General features: G+C 66.6%; 14 protein-coding genes. 8 read left to right on the forward strand and 6 right to left on the reverse strand.

The features are described 5' to 3' along the window. Nucleotide 1: 1 nt before the first annotated feature. From M1247_RS06550 to M1247_RS06565, 4 genes are read right to left on the reverse strand one after another with little or no spacing between them, the layout of a single operon-like run. A complete protein-coding gene (locus M1247_RS06550) occupies nucleotides 2–1,291 on the reverse strand; it encodes an aromatic ring-hydroxylating oxygenase subunit alpha (RefSeq protein WP_317155456.1) in 1,290 nt (429 codons plus the stop codon). Beyond that, nucleotides 1,288–1,737, reverse strand: a complete 450-nt coding sequence (locus M1247_RS06555; RefSeq protein WP_317155457.1) for a Zn-ribbon domain-containing OB-fold protein — start codon at nucleotides 1,735–1,737, stop codon at nucleotides 1,288–1,290. The genes M1247_RS06550 and M1247_RS06555 overlap by 4 nt, the downstream gene beginning before the upstream one ends. Next, entirely contained in the window at nucleotides 1,734–2,852 is a 1,119-nt protein-coding gene (locus M1247_RS06560; protein ID WP_317155628.1) for a thiolase family protein, read from the reverse strand. Before M1247_RS06560 ends, M1247_RS06555 begins: the two co-directional genes overlap by 4 nt. A 32-nt stretch (nucleotides 2,853–2,884) precedes the next feature. Further along, entirely contained in the window at nucleotides 2,885–3,145 is a 261-nt protein-coding gene (locus M1247_RS06565; RefSeq protein WP_317155458.1) for a hypothetical protein, read from the reverse strand. A gap of 199 nt (nucleotides 3,146–3,344) precedes the next feature. Here M1247_RS06565 and M1247_RS06570 point away from each other — a divergent pair, with 199 nt between their 5' ends. The 7 genes from M1247_RS06570 to M1247_RS06600 all read left to right on the forward strand — a co-directional run bounded on the left by M1247_RS06570 (nucleotide 3,345) and on the right by M1247_RS06600 (nucleotide 10,896). Further along, nucleotides 3,345–4,277, forward strand: a complete 933-nt coding sequence (locus M1247_RS06570) for an alpha/beta fold hydrolase (protein ID WP_317155459.1) — start codon at nucleotides 3,345–3,347, stop codon at nucleotides 4,275–4,277. Continuing rightward, nucleotides 4,270–5,094 (forward strand): 2-oxo-hept-4-ene-1,7-dioate hydratase, encoded by an 825-nt coding sequence (gene hpaH, locus M1247_RS06575; protein ID WP_317155460.1) that lies wholly within the window; start codon nucleotides 4,270–4,272, stop codon nucleotides 5,092–5,094. The genes M1247_RS06570 and hpaH overlap by 8 nt, the downstream gene beginning before the upstream one ends. After that, complete coding sequence (locus tag M1247_RS06580) at nucleotides 5,088–5,873, forward strand: aldolase/citrate lyase family protein (RefSeq protein WP_317155629.1); 786 nt, start codon at nucleotides 5,088–5,090, stop codon at nucleotides 5,871–5,873. Before hpaH ends, M1247_RS06580 begins: the two co-directional genes overlap by 7 nt. A gap of 110 nt (nucleotides 5,874–5,983) precedes the next feature. Further along, nucleotides 5,984–7,156: an acyl-CoA dehydrogenase family protein gene (locus M1247_RS06585; protein WP_317155461.1), complete on the forward strand. Its 1,173-nt coding sequence runs from the start codon at nucleotides 5,984–5,986 to the stop codon at nucleotides 7,154–7,156. Nucleotides 7,157–7,177: 21 nt separating this feature from the next. Continuing rightward, on the forward strand, nucleotides 7,178–8,200 hold the full coding sequence (locus M1247_RS06590) for an acyl-CoA dehydrogenase family protein (RefSeq protein WP_317155462.1): 1,023 nt from the start codon (nucleotides 7,178–7,180) through the stop codon (nucleotides 8,198–8,200). Then, nucleotides 8,197–9,348 carry an acetyl-CoA acetyltransferase gene (locus M1247_RS06595; protein ID WP_317155463.1) on the forward strand — a complete coding sequence of 384 codons (1,152 nt, stop codon included), beginning with the start codon at nucleotides 8,197–8,199 and terminating at the stop codon, nucleotides 9,346–9,348. Before M1247_RS06590 ends, M1247_RS06595 begins: the two co-directional genes overlap by 4 nt. Continuing rightward, nucleotides 9,349–10,896 carry a class I adenylate-forming enzyme family protein gene (locus M1247_RS06600; RefSeq protein ID WP_317155464.1) on the forward strand — a complete coding sequence of 516 codons (1,548 nt, stop codon included), beginning with the start codon at nucleotides 9,349–9,351 and terminating at the stop codon, nucleotides 10,894–10,896. A gap of 17 nt (nucleotides 10,897–10,913) precedes the next feature. Here M1247_RS06600 and M1247_RS06605 read toward each other — a convergent pair whose 3' ends face one another. Continuing rightward, nucleotides 10,914–11,450: a hotdog domain-containing protein gene (locus M1247_RS06605; RefSeq protein WP_317155630.1), complete on the reverse strand. Its 537-nt coding sequence runs from the start codon at nucleotides 11,448–11,450 to the stop codon at nucleotides 10,914–10,916. Between the two features lie 227 nt (nucleotides 11,451–11,677). On the opposite strand from M1247_RS06605, the gene M1247_RS06610 reads away from it, so the two are divergent. After that, nucleotides 11,678–14,134: a CaiB/BaiF CoA-transferase family protein gene (locus M1247_RS06610; RefSeq protein ID WP_317155465.1), complete on the forward strand. Its 2,457-nt coding sequence runs from the start codon at nucleotides 11,678–11,680 to the stop codon at nucleotides 14,132–14,134. Between the two features lie 5 nt (nucleotides 14,135–14,139). Here the strand turns inward: M1247_RS06610 and M1247_RS06615 are convergent, their stop codons facing one another. Beyond that, nucleotides 14,140–14,829 (reverse strand): TetR/AcrR family transcriptional regulator, encoded by a 690-nt coding sequence (locus M1247_RS06615; RefSeq protein WP_317155466.1) that lies wholly within the window; start codon nucleotides 14,827–14,829, stop codon nucleotides 14,140–14,142. Nucleotides 14,830–14,886: the final 57 nt, after the last annotated feature.

Here is a 14,886-nt window from a genome sequence, read left to right on the forward strand (position 1 = left end):
CTCATGCCTTCCCGCCGACGACGTCCGCCCACCTCGAGTAGAACCCGCGCTGCGGTGTCTCGGCACTCTTGTCCCGGTTGATGATTCCGGATTCGTCGGTGATGTCATCGGACATGCCGCGGGCCAGCACCAGCCACTCCGGCAATTCCGCGGCGAGGCCGGCCTGGTTGCGCATCCCGATTTCGCCGTCGTCGGCGATGAGGAAGCCCGCAGGCCCCATCGCGCCTTCCGATCGCCGCAGGGTGCGTTCGTTGAGTGCGTCCTCACCGGGGATCAGGACTGCGGTGGTGTAGGCGACGGTGCGGTCCGGGGCCTGCGGCTCGACGAACATGACGTTCATCTCGGCCAGGAACAGATTCGGCCAGATCAACGTGTGCGGCGGGCCGACCACCAGCGCGTCGTGCGCCTGTTCGGGGCCGTACGCGGATTCGAGTGCTTCGACGTAGCCGGCGAGTTTGGCGCGGGGAATGCGGCCGTACCAGATGAATTCCTCGTCGAGCTTGCGGTATTCGTCTGTGTAGTCGATCTCCGAGTGGCCGTTGCCGAGGTCGCGCACCAGCACGTCGACCTTGGTGGGGACGTGCGACACTTTCGCCGGTTTGATCGCGTCGTACACCGAGGCGTGCGTGAACAGCGCGTGGTAGCCATCGACGTTGTTCTCCACCACCATCTTCCAGTTGGCGTGGTGCAGATGCTTCATCCAGTTGGCCCGCAGGTCGATCTTGCGGTTGGGCGAGAGATTGAGAAGCCGGTCGATGGCGCCGGTGGCCTTGCCGAGATGCTCGCGCAGTGAGACACCGTCGGGGGCCAGTGACGCGAAGACGAAGCCGCCGTAGCTGTCGACCCGCGGTGCCTGCGCCAGACCCAGTTCGGCCCGCATCTCTCGGTAGGCGTCCCCGTAGCCCTCGCGCATCGGGACGCCCTGCAGCGCACCGGTGTTGCTGAACGTCCAGCCGTGGTAGGGGCACCGGAATGAGTTGGCGTTGCCGGTCTCTGCGTTGCAGAGTTTGTTGGCGCGGTGGGTGCAGCGGTTGAGCAGCACCCTGACCTCGCCGTCCTTGCCCCGCACCACCACCACCGGATCGTGGCCGACGGACCGGGTGAGGTAATCGCCGGGCTCGCTGACCTCGCTGTCGTGGGCGACATAGACCCAACCGGTCTTGAAGATGGTGTCCATCTCACGGCGGAAGATGTCGGCGGAGGTGTAGACCGACCCGTGCACGCGGTCCGTCCGGACGATGCTGTCGACGTCGAAATCGTCGACGGTGGGCGATGATTCGAGAGTCGTCACTTGTCCTCCAGGGTGTCGATGGCTGGTATCGCGACGTTGCCGAGGTGGCGGAAGCCGATGGTTACCTTCGTGCCGATGGCCGGCGCGGTGTCCGCGGGACGCACGGTGGTGAGCACCAGTCGGTGCCCGCTGTGCAGTTCGACATCGACGATCGGATACGGCTTCTGCACACGTACCAGACCGGGCTCGCGCCGATGCATGAGCGTCGCGGAGTGCACTGTGCCGCGCAGTTCGACTGTGCGCGAATACTGTTCGGAGGAACCGCAGTTGTCGCAGATTTCCTGGTCGAGCTCAACCGGCAGCGCGCACACCGCACAGAACGGCAGAGCCAGCTCTCCACGTTCGGCCGCCTCATACAGCGGTGCCAACGAATCGCCGTCGACAGCAGGCGCAAGTGTGTCGTCCAGCAGCCAGTCCGCGCTGGCTCGCTCGTTCGTGGCGGTCATCCCGCCCGCTCCAGCACCAGCGCGGCGTGGTGGTCCAGTCGGCCGCCGATACCGCCGACCAGCGCCACCGTGGCGCCAGAGACCTGGCGTTGCCCGCCTGCACCACGCAGCTGGACAACCGCCTCGGCGAGCGGCGTCATACCTTGTAGGTAGAAACCTGACAGTTGGCCCCCACCGGTATTGGTCGGCAGGGCCCCGTCCGGACCGGTCTGGCCGGCACGTACGAAATCGCCGGCCGGAACGCCTCCGGTGAGCCGGTATTCGTCGAGCAGCAGCAGCGTGACGATCGAGAAAGGGTCATAGAGCTCGGCGACATCCAGATCTGATCGGGACATCCCGGCTTGTTCCAGCGCATTGTCGACCGCCCGGCAGCCGCCGCCGAACCACGACTCCGCGGCCGCGCGGCGCCGGCGCACCGGATGTTCACGGCCGGTGCCACGCACTGAAAGTCGGGTTGCGCCGATTTCAGGCCTGCCCGTGAGTATCACCGCGACTGCGCCGTTGACGGGCCGCGCGCAGTCGAGCCGACGCAACGGTTCGGCGATCATCGGACTGGCGTCGTAGCCGGCATCGTCGAGTGGTTCGCGGTTCACCGCGTCGGGGTTCGCCATCGCCCAACCCCGTGCCGTGAGAGCCACCGACCGCAAGGTTGCAGGATCGGTGCCCGTCGTGTGCAGCCAGCGGCGGGCCAGCAGTGCGTACGTCGGTACCGAGCCGAGGAGTCCGGAGGCGCGCTCGAGACCGCGTACTCCGGTATTGCCGCCACTGTGCGCGTAGGTGGATCCGGCGCCCTTCCCGGCAGCCAGCGGCGCATCGGCGAAGACGCACAGCACAGTCGATGCCTCACCGGAACGGATCGCGTGACGGGCGCGCTGAATCATCGCAATCGTGGTGGCGCCCTTGATCTCAATGTGCTCGAGCAGCCCGAGATCCCGGAAGCCGCCTGCCGCGGCGAACCCGACACCCAGGCGGTCCGGTCGCACCCCCTGGGAGGAACCCACCAGGAGGCCGTCTATGTCGGCGCGGCCGATCTGAGCATCGGCCAGCGCGGCGACGCTCGCCTCGGCAGCCAGGCGCAGCGGGGCCGCGCCCGGCCGTAGCGACATCGCCGTCATGCCCAGGCCCACCAGATCTACCTCGGGTGCGCTCACCGCGGTTTCCCCGGTCCGCGTTCGCCGTGTCCACGTTCAGACCGGTAGTTGCCCACCCGCAGCCAATCCTCGCGGTCTTCCGGGGTGGCCTGGGTGAAGCTGGCCAGCTCCAGCGGGCACAGGAAGACGTGTTCGCCGCTCTCCAGGTCTTCGACGAGCAGGCGAGGCCCGTTGCCGTTGACATCCAGCGATACCCGCACGGCCGCGAACTCATTCACCAACTCGGCGAGTTCGCGGCGTCCGGAGGGTGTGCTCACCTGCCTAGTTTTACCGCATACGAGTGTCAGAAGCAATGCATCAGGTGCGACCGGACGCGCGACTCGACGGCCTTCGTGGTGGCGCCCGTGAGTAGTTATCTACTAGGAAACATGCCGGTTATGGCACCATTGACGTATCCGCATCGGGTCGGGACAATAAGTTGACATGATTGTCAGATGAGTCATCGGGAAGGGTGAGATGATCCAAGCGCAGGCACCACAGACCGAGGCGGGTGGAGGCTCCGGGCTCGACACGGCGGACTACCGCAGTATCTGGATGTACCTGAAAGAGCTCGAGTTCCGCCAGGGATTCATCGACGTTCCGGTCAATGGCACGAAAGTACGGACGCGGTACGCCGAGGCCGGTGCGGCAGACAGACCGCATGCGATCCTGCTGCACGGCACCGGTGGACATTGGGAGACGTTCGCTCCCAACCTCGCTGCGTTGAGCGAGCACTTCCATTGCGTGGCCATCGACATGGTGGGTAACGGCTTCTCCGACAAGCCCGACTACGACTACGAGATCGCGGTCTACGTCGAGCATGTCCTCGGGGTGATGGACCACTTCGGCATGACGTCGGCCAGTTTCGTGGCCATGTCGCTCGGCGCTTTCGTCGCCTCCGCCGTGTCGGTGGGTCATCCCGACCGGGTGGACAAGGTGATCCTGATGTCGCCGGCCGGCAGAGAGTCGTCGGCGTCGAACATGGCCCGTATCCGGGCCGAGCGCACCAAGGCCGTCAACGAGCCGACCTGGGAGTCGTTGCACGCGGTCTTCGCGCACCTGATCGCCGACGAGGCGAATCGACTGCCCGACCTGATCGGTTTGCGCCAGTCGATCTACCGGCGCGCGGACACCCGCAACACCATCGACCGGCTGCTGATTCTGCAGGACGAAAAGGTGCGCGACCGCAATCTCATCCCGGACGACAAGTGGCGCGGTATCGCCGCGCCGGTGATGATCGTGGCTTCCGGTAAGGACCACGGTGTGTACCAGGACACCGCACGCACCATCGCGGACCTGATCCCGAACTCCGAGGTATTCGAGATGCCGACGGTGCGGCATTGGCCGCATTTCGAGGATCCCGAATCGTTCAATGTCGCCGCGGTCGATTTCCTGACCCGGCATGAGTAGACCCGGCGACGCCCAGATCGCGGATATCGCCCGCCGGTTGTACGAGGCTGAGAAGACTCGTACACCGATCCGGCAGCTGTCGCTGGACCATCCCGAGATGACCGTCGAAGACGCGTACGCGGTCCAGCGGGCTCTGGTCACGCTGAAGGTGGCCGACGGCCGAAAGGTCAAGGGCCGCAAGATCGGTCTGACCTCGAAGGTGATGCAGCGCGCGGTGTCGATCGACGAGCCCGACTACGGTGCACTCTTCGACGACATGTTCGTCGAGGACGGCGGGCGCGTGCAGCCCGGCCGGTTCATCCGACCCCGCGTCGAAGTCGAGCTGGCGTTCGTGCTGGGCGAGCCGCTGCAGGGACCCGATGTCACGTTGTTCGACGTACTGCGTGCCACCGAGTTCGTGACTCCGGCGCTGGAGATTCTGGACGCCAGGGTGCAGATGTCGGATCCCGAGACCGGCCACCTGCGCACCATCGTCGACACCATCGCCGACAATGCCGCCGACGCGGGCCTGGTGCTGGGAGGGCGGGTGCTGCGGCCGATGGACGTCGACTTGCGCTGGGTATCGGCGCTGCTGCTGCGCAACGGCACCATCGAGGAGTCCGGGGTGGCCGCTGCGGTACTCAACCATCCGGGAAACGGCGTCGCCTGGCTGGCGAATCGGCTGGCTCCGCACGGGGTTTCGCTGCAGCGCGGTGAGGTGATCCTGTCCGGGTCGTTCACCAAGCCGGTGTTCGCCGAACCAGGCGACACTTTCGTCGCCGATTACGGGCCGTTGGGCACCGTCTCGGTGTCATTCGAACCGGGTGAGGCATCGTGAACCGCTGGGTGGAACGGATCGGGGCCGGGCGGCCACGGTTCGGTATGTGGCTGGCCTCGGGCAGCGGCTACATCGCCGAGATCTGCGCAGGGTCGGGGATCGACTGGGTCCTGCTGGATCAGGAACACGCGCCCAACGACCTGCGCAGCACGCTGGAGCAATTGCAGGCGCTGGCAGGCTGTCCCGACGTCGACGTCCTGGTGCGTCCGCCGTCTGCCGACCCCGTCGTCATCAAGCGGTTGCTCGATATCGGTGCACAGAACATCATCGTCCCGATGATCGACGATCCCGACGAGGCCCGCGCGGTCGTGGCCGCCACCCGATACCCGCCGGCCGGCATCCGCGGCGTCGGTAGCGCATTGGCGCGCGCATCACGATGGAACCGGATCTCGGATTATCTGGCCACCGCGGACGCGTCGGTGTCGCTGACCGTGCAGGTGGAGACCGTGGCGGCGCTGGATCGGGTGGGGGACATCGCCGACGTCGACGGGGTCGACGGGGTGTTCATCGGGCCTGCCGACCTGGCCGCCTCCATGGGCCGGCTGGGTGAACCGGAACATCCGGAGGTGGTCAGCGCCATCGAGAACGCGCTGGCGACCATCGTCGCGCACGGCAAGAGTGCCGGGGTGAACGCATTCAACGAGAGGATTGCGCGACGCTACGTGGCCACCGGGGCGAGTTTCGTTCTGGTCGGGGCAGATGTCGCGCTGCTGGCCCGGGCTGCCGAACAGCTGGTCGACAAATACCGGGAAGTCCCGTCAACTGACTATTCTGACTAAAACGTCACGTGATACGGATGGTCAAACCTATGTATACATGGGGAGATTCGGATGACGCCAATGTGGACGAATATTGTTTCTGACACTTATGTCACATAGACTCGCTAGTCATGGACCTGGACTTCACTCCTGACCAGATCGAGTTCCGCGATCAGGTCCGCACCTGGCTCGACGAGAACAAGCCGAGCGAATCGCGGCCCCGCGATGATGAGGGTATCCGGGCGTACGACCTGGCCTGGCAACGCACCCAGTGGGAGGGTGGCTGGGCCGGCATCGCCTGGCCGCAGGAGTACGGCGGCAAAGGCCTGACCCTGCTGCAACAGCTGATCTGGTACGAGGAGTACGCCGCGCGGGGATTCCCCGGTATCGACGCCTGCTTTGTCGGTCTCTCGCATGCCGGGCCGACACTGATCACCCGGGCCACCGATGACCAGAAGTTGTTTCATCTGCCGAGAATCCTCCGCGGAGAGGTGATCTGGTGCCAAGGATTCTCCGAGCCCGATGCCGGCTCCGATCTCGCGGCGCTGCGCACCAAGGCGGTGGTCGACGGTGACGAATTGGTGGTCTCCGGCCAGAAACTCTGGACCAGTTTCGCCACCGTCGCCGACTACCAGGAACTTTTGGTGCGCACCGACAACACGGGCAGCAAGCACAGCGGCATCACCTGGGTGATCTGCGATATGCGCACGCCGGGTATCGATGTGCGCCCGATCGAGACCATCGAGGGCGGCGCGGAGTTCTGCGAGGTGTTCTACGACGACGTCCGTATCCCGTTGTCGAATGTCGTCGGTGAGTTGGGTGCGGGCTGGTCGGTGGCGATGGCAACACTGTCATTCGAGCGAGGTACCGCATTCACCGCGAACCAGGTGCGGCTGGCCAAGATCATCGAGGACCTCATCGACTACGCGCGCGATCATGTCGGTCCCGACGGTCGCCGGCCGGCCATCGCCGACGACGAGATCGCGCGGCGGCTGGCTCATGCGCGGGCGTCGGTGGCAGCGCTACGCGCACTGACCTACACCAACATCTGCGAGGCGATGAAGACCGAAACCCCCGGCCCGCGTGGATCGATCGTCAAGTTGATGTACGCCGAACTGGCCAAGGAGATCGGCAAATTGGCGCTGGACGTCGTCGGTCCCGCGTCGAACCGCCACTCCTCACGGTGGGACGTCGACGGCTGGGTGGGCTACTACTACTACAGCTTCTCCCAGGCGATCGGCGGCGGGACCTCGGAGATTCAGCGGAACATCGTCGGTGAGCGGGTGCTGGGGCTGCCCCGATGAACGATCAGTCAGGAGAGCGTCGTGGACCTGCTACCAGGAGCTGAACAGCTCGAAATCATCGAGGCGGCAGGAGAGTTCCTTGCCGAGCGGATGCCGGTCGAACGGATTCGCACCGAGCGGCATGCGGAAATGGCGGTGCCCGAACAGCTCTGGCGTCAAGGTGCCGAGATGGGTTTGCTCACGCTGGGGCTGGACGAAGAATCCGGCGGCTCCGGGCGGCCGTTCGACGACGAGGTGTTGTTGTTCGTCGAATTCGGCAAACGGCTCGCGCCCGGTCCGTTCCTGGCCTGCACGTTGGCTGCCCGGGTCGCCGCGCGCTGCGGTGACACCACCCTTGCGGAGCGCATCGGATCCGGGCATGCGCTGGTTGCGCTTGCCGTACTGCGCGGCGACGGTGAGGCCAGGCCGGTCAAAGGCACCTTCGACGTGTTCGAACCCGCCGGTGCCTCCCACGCGCTGGTGGTCGCGCGCAGCGGAGCCGCGCTCGTCGGGATCGACGAACTCGGTGAACTGTCGCCGGTCGATGCGTCCGACCCCGGCACCCGCATCGCCACCGCCACCGTGGAATCCGCAGAGCCCCGGTACTGGCTGCCCGCCGAGGACGAATGGATCTGGGGACGCGCCATGGTGCTCTCGGCGGCATTCCTGACCGGTCTGGCCGCGGCCGCGTGTGAATCGGCGACCGAACACGCGAAGACCCGCGAGCAGTTCGGCAAGCCGATCGGTGTGCACCAGGCGGTCAAACACGCGTGTGTGGACATGGAGATCGCGGCCGAAGCGGCACAGGCACAGACGTTCTTCGCCGCGATAGCGCTGGCGGACGGCCGCTCCGATGCACTGCTTCAGGTGCTCTCCGCGGTGACCGTCGCCGGATCGGCAGCGGTCGACAACGCCGCCGCCGGCATCCAGGTGTTCGGCGGCATGGGGTACACCTTCGAGAACGACACCCACCTGTACCTCAAGCGTGCGCACGTATTCCGGCACCTCTTCGCCGAACCTGCCGAGGTGCTGGCCGAGCTGTTGGCACAGGACCGCGCCCAGTGAGCCGCGGTGTGGCGATTGCCGGTGTGGCCCTTTCCGATGTCGGCCGCGTCGACGACAAGAGTCCCTATGAGTTGATCGCCCAGGCCAGCCGTCGGGCGCTGGCTGACGCCGGGCTGACACCAGCCGATGTCGACGGATTGGCCTCCACGGGTCAGGGCACCCTGCCCCCGGTCGACGTCGGCGAGTATCTCGGTCTACGACCCCGATGGGTTGATTCGACAACCGTCGGGGGTGCGGCATGGGAGGTGATGGCCGCGCACGCGGCCGATGCGATCACCGCCGGGCACGCCGACGTGGTACTACTCACCTACGGTTCGACCGCGCGAGCGGATCTCCGAAAAGGATTGCGGGGAGCCAATATCAACTGGGGTGCCCGCGGGCCGCTGCAGTGGGAGGCGCCGTACGGGCACACTCTGGTCTCCAAGTACGCGATGGCGGCGCGCAGGCATATGCACACCTACGGCACGACCATCGAGCAGCTCGCCGAGGTCGCGGTGTCCGCGCGGCTCAACGCCGCGGACAATCCCGAGGCCTACTACCGGGATCCGATCACCGTCGACGATGTGTTGGCCGGGCCGATGATCGCCGACCCCTTCACGAAACTGCATTGCTGTATCCGCAGTGACGGCGGGGCGGCTGCCGTGCTGGTCAGTGCGGACCGCGCGAAAGACCTGAAGAGTGAACCGGTCTGGGTGCTCGGCACGGGGGAGACCACCTCGCACATGCTCACCTCGCAGTGGGACGACCTGACCGTCGGCCCGGCGTCGGTGAGCGGGCCGCTGGCCTTCGCCCGCGCCGGTGTCACGCCGTCGGATGTGGATGTGGCAGAGCTCTACGACGCGTTCACCTACATGCTGCTGCTCACGCTGGAAGACCTCGGCTTCTGCCCGAAGGGGGAGGGTGGCGCGTTCGTCGAGTCCGGCGCACTGCGGCTGGACGGCGCACTGCCCACCAATACCGACGGCGGCGGGCTGTCGGCATGCCATCCGGGACAGCGTGGTCTGTTCCTGCTCGTCGAGGCGGTGCGCCAACTCCGCGGGGAGTGCGGGCCGCGGCAGGTGCCCGACGCCAAGATCGCCTGCGTCAGCGGAACCGGCGGTTGGTTCTGCTCAAGCGGAACCGTGATTCTGGGCGCCGAGGAGCCGTAGATGACTGAAAACCGCGCCGACACTACGGTTTGTGGCGGAATTTCACGGAATCCCGCCATAAAGGGTAGTTTCGCGAGCACGCGGGAACTGCTGGAGGCGGCGGCGCGGGCCCACGGCGAGCGGGATGCCTACGTCGAACCGGGCGCGCGGATCACGTTCGCGCAGTGGATCGGTCGGGCCCGCAGTGTCGCCACGCAGTTCGCCGCTCTCGGGGTCGGCAAGGGCGACGTGGTGATGCTGTGGTTACCGTCGGGCATCGACTATGCGACGTGTTACGCCGCCGCGGCGATGATCGGCGCGATCACCACCGGACTGAACCCGCGGCTGGGCCGTCGCGAGATCGAATCCATTGTGCAGCAGGCTGACCCGGCACTGATCATCGTCGATGACGCTCTTGGCCGGTTGCCCGTTGCGGGGCGTCGCATGGCGCGGCGAGAGGCCTTGTCGAACGACACTTCCGGCCTGACACCGCCGGCGGTCGAGCTCACCCGACGCGATCCCGTGGCACTGATCTTCACCAGCGGCACCACCGGAACCCCCAAAGGTGCGGTGTACGACGCCGACCGGTTGGCGGCCGGCGCCGCGGCGGCCGGCGTGATGAGCGCGCCCTACGACCGGCGGCTCACCTCGACCCCGTTCGCGCATGCCGGCTACATGTTCAAGCTGTGGGATCAGCTGGTGTGGGGTACCACGCTGGTGATCCCACCGGCACCGTGGTCGGCTCGGGGCATGTTCGATGTGTTGCGCGACGAGCGGATCACCGTCGCCGGCGCGGTGCCCACCCAGTGGGCCAAACTGCTCGACGTCGATGGTGTGAACCCACAGGCATTGCCGCACTTGCGGATCGGTGTGGTGGCGACCGCGCCGGCACTCCCCGAGCTGGTGCGCCGGGTCGCTCGGCAGATCGGTGTGCCGCTGGTGGTTCGATACGCGATGACCGAATGCCCGACCATCAGCGGCACCGCACCCGATGACCCGCCTGAGGTACAGTTCCGCACCGTCGGACGACCCGCGGCGGGAACCGAGGTACGTATCGGAGCCGACGGTGTCGTGGAGGTCAGGGGTCCGTGTGTGATGCGCGGCTACTGGCGTAATCCGGAACTCAGCGCCGAGGTGTTGCGGGACGGCTGGCTGCGTACCGGCGACATCGGGGTACTCGGCGACGACGGCAACCTCATCCTGGTGGGACGCCGGGGCGATATGTACATCCGGGGCGGTTACAACGTGCATCCCGGTGAAGTGGAGCGGACACTTGCCGACCACCCCGGGGTGAAACAGGCTGCGGTCATCGGCCGTTCCGCACCGGTGATCGGCGAGATCGGCGTCGCCGTCGTCGTCCCGCGTGACCCCGCGGATCCACCGACGCTGACCGATCTGCGCACTCATGTGGCGGCCGAACTGGCCGACTACAAGGCGCCCGACGAAGTGCTGATTGTCGATGAACTGCCCTTGACGGCAATGCTCAAGCCGGACCGGGCGGCGCTGCGCGAGCTTGTTGCCGTGTGCGACAGAGACATTCAGCGCCGGCAGCCAGCCGGACGAGAGTGAGACAAGCCCCGCGAGCGTCAGGGTTGGTCGGGGCGCAGTGCGATGAACAGCCCCTCGGCTTCGGCGCAGAGCGTCTCGCCGTCCTTCAGTTCAGCGCGCAGCACCCGCTTGCGTCCCTGCTCGCTGACGAACCAGCCGTGCACCGAAAGGTCCTTGTCGACCGGGGTGATGGACCGGAAGTCCGTGTGTAGATAGGCAGTTCGAGACGGTGCCCGATCACCGGAATTGGACAGCCGACCGAGCACCTCATCGAACAGCAGCGGGATCGCCCCACCGTGCACGGCGCCACCGCCACCGAGGAAATAGCGACCGAACCGCACGATGCCCCGCACGCTGTCCCGGTCGCCGTTGACCGGAACGAAGTTCGGCGACATCGTCTGGCCGCGCCCGGGCAGGTCGAGGCGTCGGGCGAAGATCTGTCGTCGTTCACCGACCGCGGCGGGTGCCAACCTGTCGGCCCACCCGCGTAGGTCGCGGGCCAACTCGACCGTCGTCGCGGTGTCCGGTGCCGCGGCGGCGACACCGTCGAGAAAATCCCGCAGCGCATCGATCATTTCGCCGTACTCGGGGCCACCACCTGGATTACGCAGGGCGGGCTCCTGCCAGGTGCGGATCTGCGGGAATCCACCGCGGATATCGGTGTCGTCGGTCATTGGCCGCACGATACAGGCATATATCTAACGCTAATGCATTGACATTAATCTTGACCACTGCGATGCTGGGCGTGGCGCGCGTCACAACGCTGCGGAAAGGCTTCTGGGCCCACATGTAGGGAGCGAATATGGTGGCAGGCGACTCAGCGTCAGAAGGCCCGCTGAGCGGTGTGGTGGTGGTGGATCTGTCGACCACGCTGCCTGGGGCGCAGGCCACCCAGTTCCTGGCCGACTGCGGCGCCGAGGTCATCATGGTCGAACCGCCCGACGGCAGCCCGCTGCGCGATCTGCCCGGCTGGCCCGCGCTGCTGCGCGGCAAGCTCAGCGTCACACTGGATCTGCACGACGATGCCGATCTGGACCGGTTGCGGGCGCTGCTGCGGCGCGCCGATGTCATGGTCAACACCCTGCGTCCGGCATCGGCCGAGCGCCTCGGTCTGAGCCCCGAATCGCTGGCCGGGCGCTACCCGCGACTGGTGGTCGCCAACATCACCGGGTGGGGGTCGACCGGCCCGTGGCGCAACTATAAGGGCTGGGAAGCCCTGATCATGGCGAAAACCGGCGTCATGCACGAGAAACGTGGCCTGACCCCACGACAGGGGCCGGCCTACGTCGCGACGCCCTATGCCTGCTGGGGTGCCGCCCACGCGGCAGTGCAGGGAATTCTCGCTGCGCTGATCGAGCGTGACACCAGCGGTCTCGGCCAGATCGTGGAGTCGAATCTGGTTACCGGAATGGGGTCGATGGACCCCTACAACTGGTTCTACGAGATGGTGCTCGAACGCTATCCGGGGGCGTTTGAGCCGATGGACGCCGCCTATGACGAGATGGGCCGCCCGCAGGCCTACCTCATCTATGCACTGCTGGTTGCCCCGACCAAGGATGGCCGGTGGTTGCAGTTCGCACAGGTATCGCCGCGCCTGATCCATGCCTGGCTCGAGGAGCTGGACCTGCTGGGGGAGTTGACCGATCCGAAATGGCAGGGGTTCCCGATGCTGCCGACGCCCGAGCTCCGGACCGAGTGGTGGGACATGATGCTCGCCCGGGTGGGGGCGCGGACACTGGCCGAGTGGGAAGAGGCCATGGCCACCAACCATGACCTCAGCGGTGAGCTCTTCCGCACCCCGGACGAGGCGTTGGACCATCCCCAGGTCGTCCACGACGGTCGCGCCGTCACGGTCGTCGACCCCGATCTCGGACCTGTGCGCCAGCCCACCACGCTGGTCCATGCCGACGGTCGGCCCCTTACCGCCATCCGGCCGGCGCCACGTGTGGGCGAGCACAACACCGTGGTCGACTTCAGCGCGCCCGGCACCGATGATGCGCGGCCCGTCGCCCCTGCGAGTGACACCCCGTTGCGGGGCGTGACAGTGCTGGAATTCGGCAGTATGTACGCGGGTCCCTACGGTGCCACCCTGCTGACGGACCTGGGTGCGCGGGTGATCAAGGTCGAGCCGTTGGCGGGGGACAACATCCGTAACCTCGTCGCCTTTCCCGAGGCGGGCGGCGCGAAGGTGCTGCAGGGCAAGGAAAGCGTCGCGATCGACTTCACCAAGCCCGAAGGGCTGGAGCTGGTCTACGAGTTGGCGAAAAAGGCAGACCTGGTACTGCTGTGTTTCCGCGGTAACGCCGCCGGACGGGCCGGAATCGACGAGGCGAAACTGAAGGCGGTCAATCCTGATTTGGTGGTGCTGAGCATGTCTGGCTACGGCGCCGACGGGCCGTACGCACATCGTTCGGCCTATGCGCCGTCAGTCGGTGCGGCGGCTGGGCTTTCTGTGATCGACAGCCGTGGCGCCGCGACTCCGCCCGCAGACCTCGACGAAGCGCACCGACGGGCCGTCACCCTGCACGCCGGTAGTGCCGTTCCGGCGGTGCAGTCGGACGGTATCGCTGCACTCGGTGTGGCCTCGGCCCTGTTGATCGGCTTGTACGCACAGCGGCGCGGGATCGGACTCCCGCAGCTGAGCACCACCATGCTCGGGACGGCGCTGCAGGCGGTGATCAATCACAATGCCGGATACGCCGGGCGGCCCGCGATCGCATCCGCCGACGACCAGTTCTACGGTCTGAACGCGCTCTACCGGATGTACCGCGCCGCCGATGGCTGGGTGTTCCTGGCGGCGCCGCTGGCCCGCGAATGGCCCGCGCTCACCAAGGCCATGGCACCATTTCTGGACCTGCATGCCGATGAACGGTTCGCCGACCCGGCGTCGCGGGCCGAGCACGACGACGCCCTGATCGGCGCGTTGGCGCCGGTGTTCGCGACGAAGCCGGCAGGGGAATGGGAGTGTGAACTTTCCGCGCAGGACGTCGGTTGTGTCGAAGTGGTGGAACGTAACTCGGAACTGGTGCTGCAGACCGATCCGTTCTTCGAAGCGGGATACTCGGTTGCGGCGCACAGTCCGATCTTCGAGGAGCACCGCAGGCTGGCCCCGCTGGTCCGGTTCTCGCGCTCGGGGACGAAGGCCGAGGCCGGCTGCACGATCGGCCAGCACACCGACGCGGTGCTGCGCGAGATCGGACTGGCAGGCGAGCGCATCACGGTACTTCGTGCGGCCGACGTGATCGGCGGTGGAAACTGAGCCAATCAGCCGCCGTCGTCGTGGTCGGCGATCAACCCGCGGGTCTCATAGGAAACCGGGGCGGTCAACATGCCGACCCAGGCGTCGACATAGTTGTGCAGTTGCGCCTCACCCATCCCGTGCCCGGACCGCGCGGCCGCTGCCAGCACATTGATCAGGCTGGTGTAGAGCTGGAAAGTCCGGCCCCGCCGGACCCGCTCGGGCAGGTCCTGCAGCGCGGCGTCAACGAGTTCCTCCAGCCTGTCCTGGGTCCACTCGTCCTCAAGATGTTCCGGCCAATAATCGCTGCGTGCCCGGGGATCTTCGCTGAGGCGGGCCAGGAACGGCACGAACATCTCGCCCGCCTCGATGCTGTTGGCCAGTGGACGGACCAGCAGCCACACCACCGCCCGGGGGTCTGCTTCCTTGCCCTGCTCGCGCATCTCTTCCAGCATCATCTTGCGGTCGGTACCGAGCGTGCGCTGGCGGTGGGCGATGAGCGCACGGATGAGACCGTCACGGGAGCCGAAGTGGTACCGGATCACCGAGGTGTTGGACTGACCGGCAGCCTCCTGGATCTCGCGCAGGGTCACCGCATCGATCCCGCGGGTGGCGAACAGACGCTCGGCGACCTCCATCAGCATCACCCGAGTCGACTCACCCGAGGAATTGCGGCGCCGCGCGGCGGCGGGTTTGTCGGTGCCCAGCTCTGTCATCGGTCCTCCCATCGGTCCCAGTTTCGCCTGCTGAGCCGTCGATTGAAAATAATAATG

It is taken from the genome of Mycobacterium appelbergii (genome assembly GCF_032883035.1).
In the GTDB taxonomy this organism is placed as follows: domain Bacteria; phylum Actinomycetota; class Actinomycetes; order Mycobacteriales; family Mycobacteriaceae; genus Mycobacterium; species Mycobacterium appelbergii.

Excerpts from the sequence above, each read along its gene's own strand:
- M1247_RS06555 (WP_317155457.1), bottom strand. The coding sequence starts at position 1,737 with ATGACCGCCACGAACGAGCGAGCCAGCGCGGACTGGCTGCTGGACGAC.
- M1247_RS06560 (WP_317155628.1), bottom strand. The coding sequence starts at position 2,852 with ATGACGGCGATGTCGCTACGGCCGGGCGCGGCCCCGCTGCGCCTGGCT.
- M1247_RS06570 (WP_317155459.1), top strand. The coding sequence starts at position 3,345 with ATGATCCAAGCGCAGGCACCACAGACCGAGGCGGGTGGAGGCTCCGGG.
- hpaH (WP_317155460.1), top strand. The coding sequence starts at position 4,270 with ATGAGTAGACCCGGCGACGCCCAGATCGCGGATATCGCCCGCCGGTTG.
- M1247_RS06585 (WP_317155461.1), top strand. The coding sequence starts at position 5,984 with ATGGACCTGGACTTCACTCCTGACCAGATCGAGTTCCGCGATCAGGTC.
- M1247_RS06600 (WP_317155464.1), top strand. The coding sequence starts at position 9,349 with ATGACTGAAAACCGCGCCGACACTACGGTTTGTGGCGGAATTTCACGG.
- M1247_RS06605 (WP_317155630.1), bottom strand. The coding sequence starts at position 11,450 with ATGATCGATGCGCTGCGGGATTTTCTCGACGGTGTCGCCGCCGCGGCA.
- M1247_RS06610 (WP_317155465.1), top strand. The coding sequence starts at position 11,678 with ATGGTGGCAGGCGACTCAGCGTCAGAAGGCCCGCTGAGCGGTGTGGTG.
- M1247_RS06615 (WP_317155466.1), bottom strand. The coding sequence starts at position 14,829 with ATGACAGAGCTGGGCACCGACAAACCCGCCGCCGCGCGGCGCCGCAAT.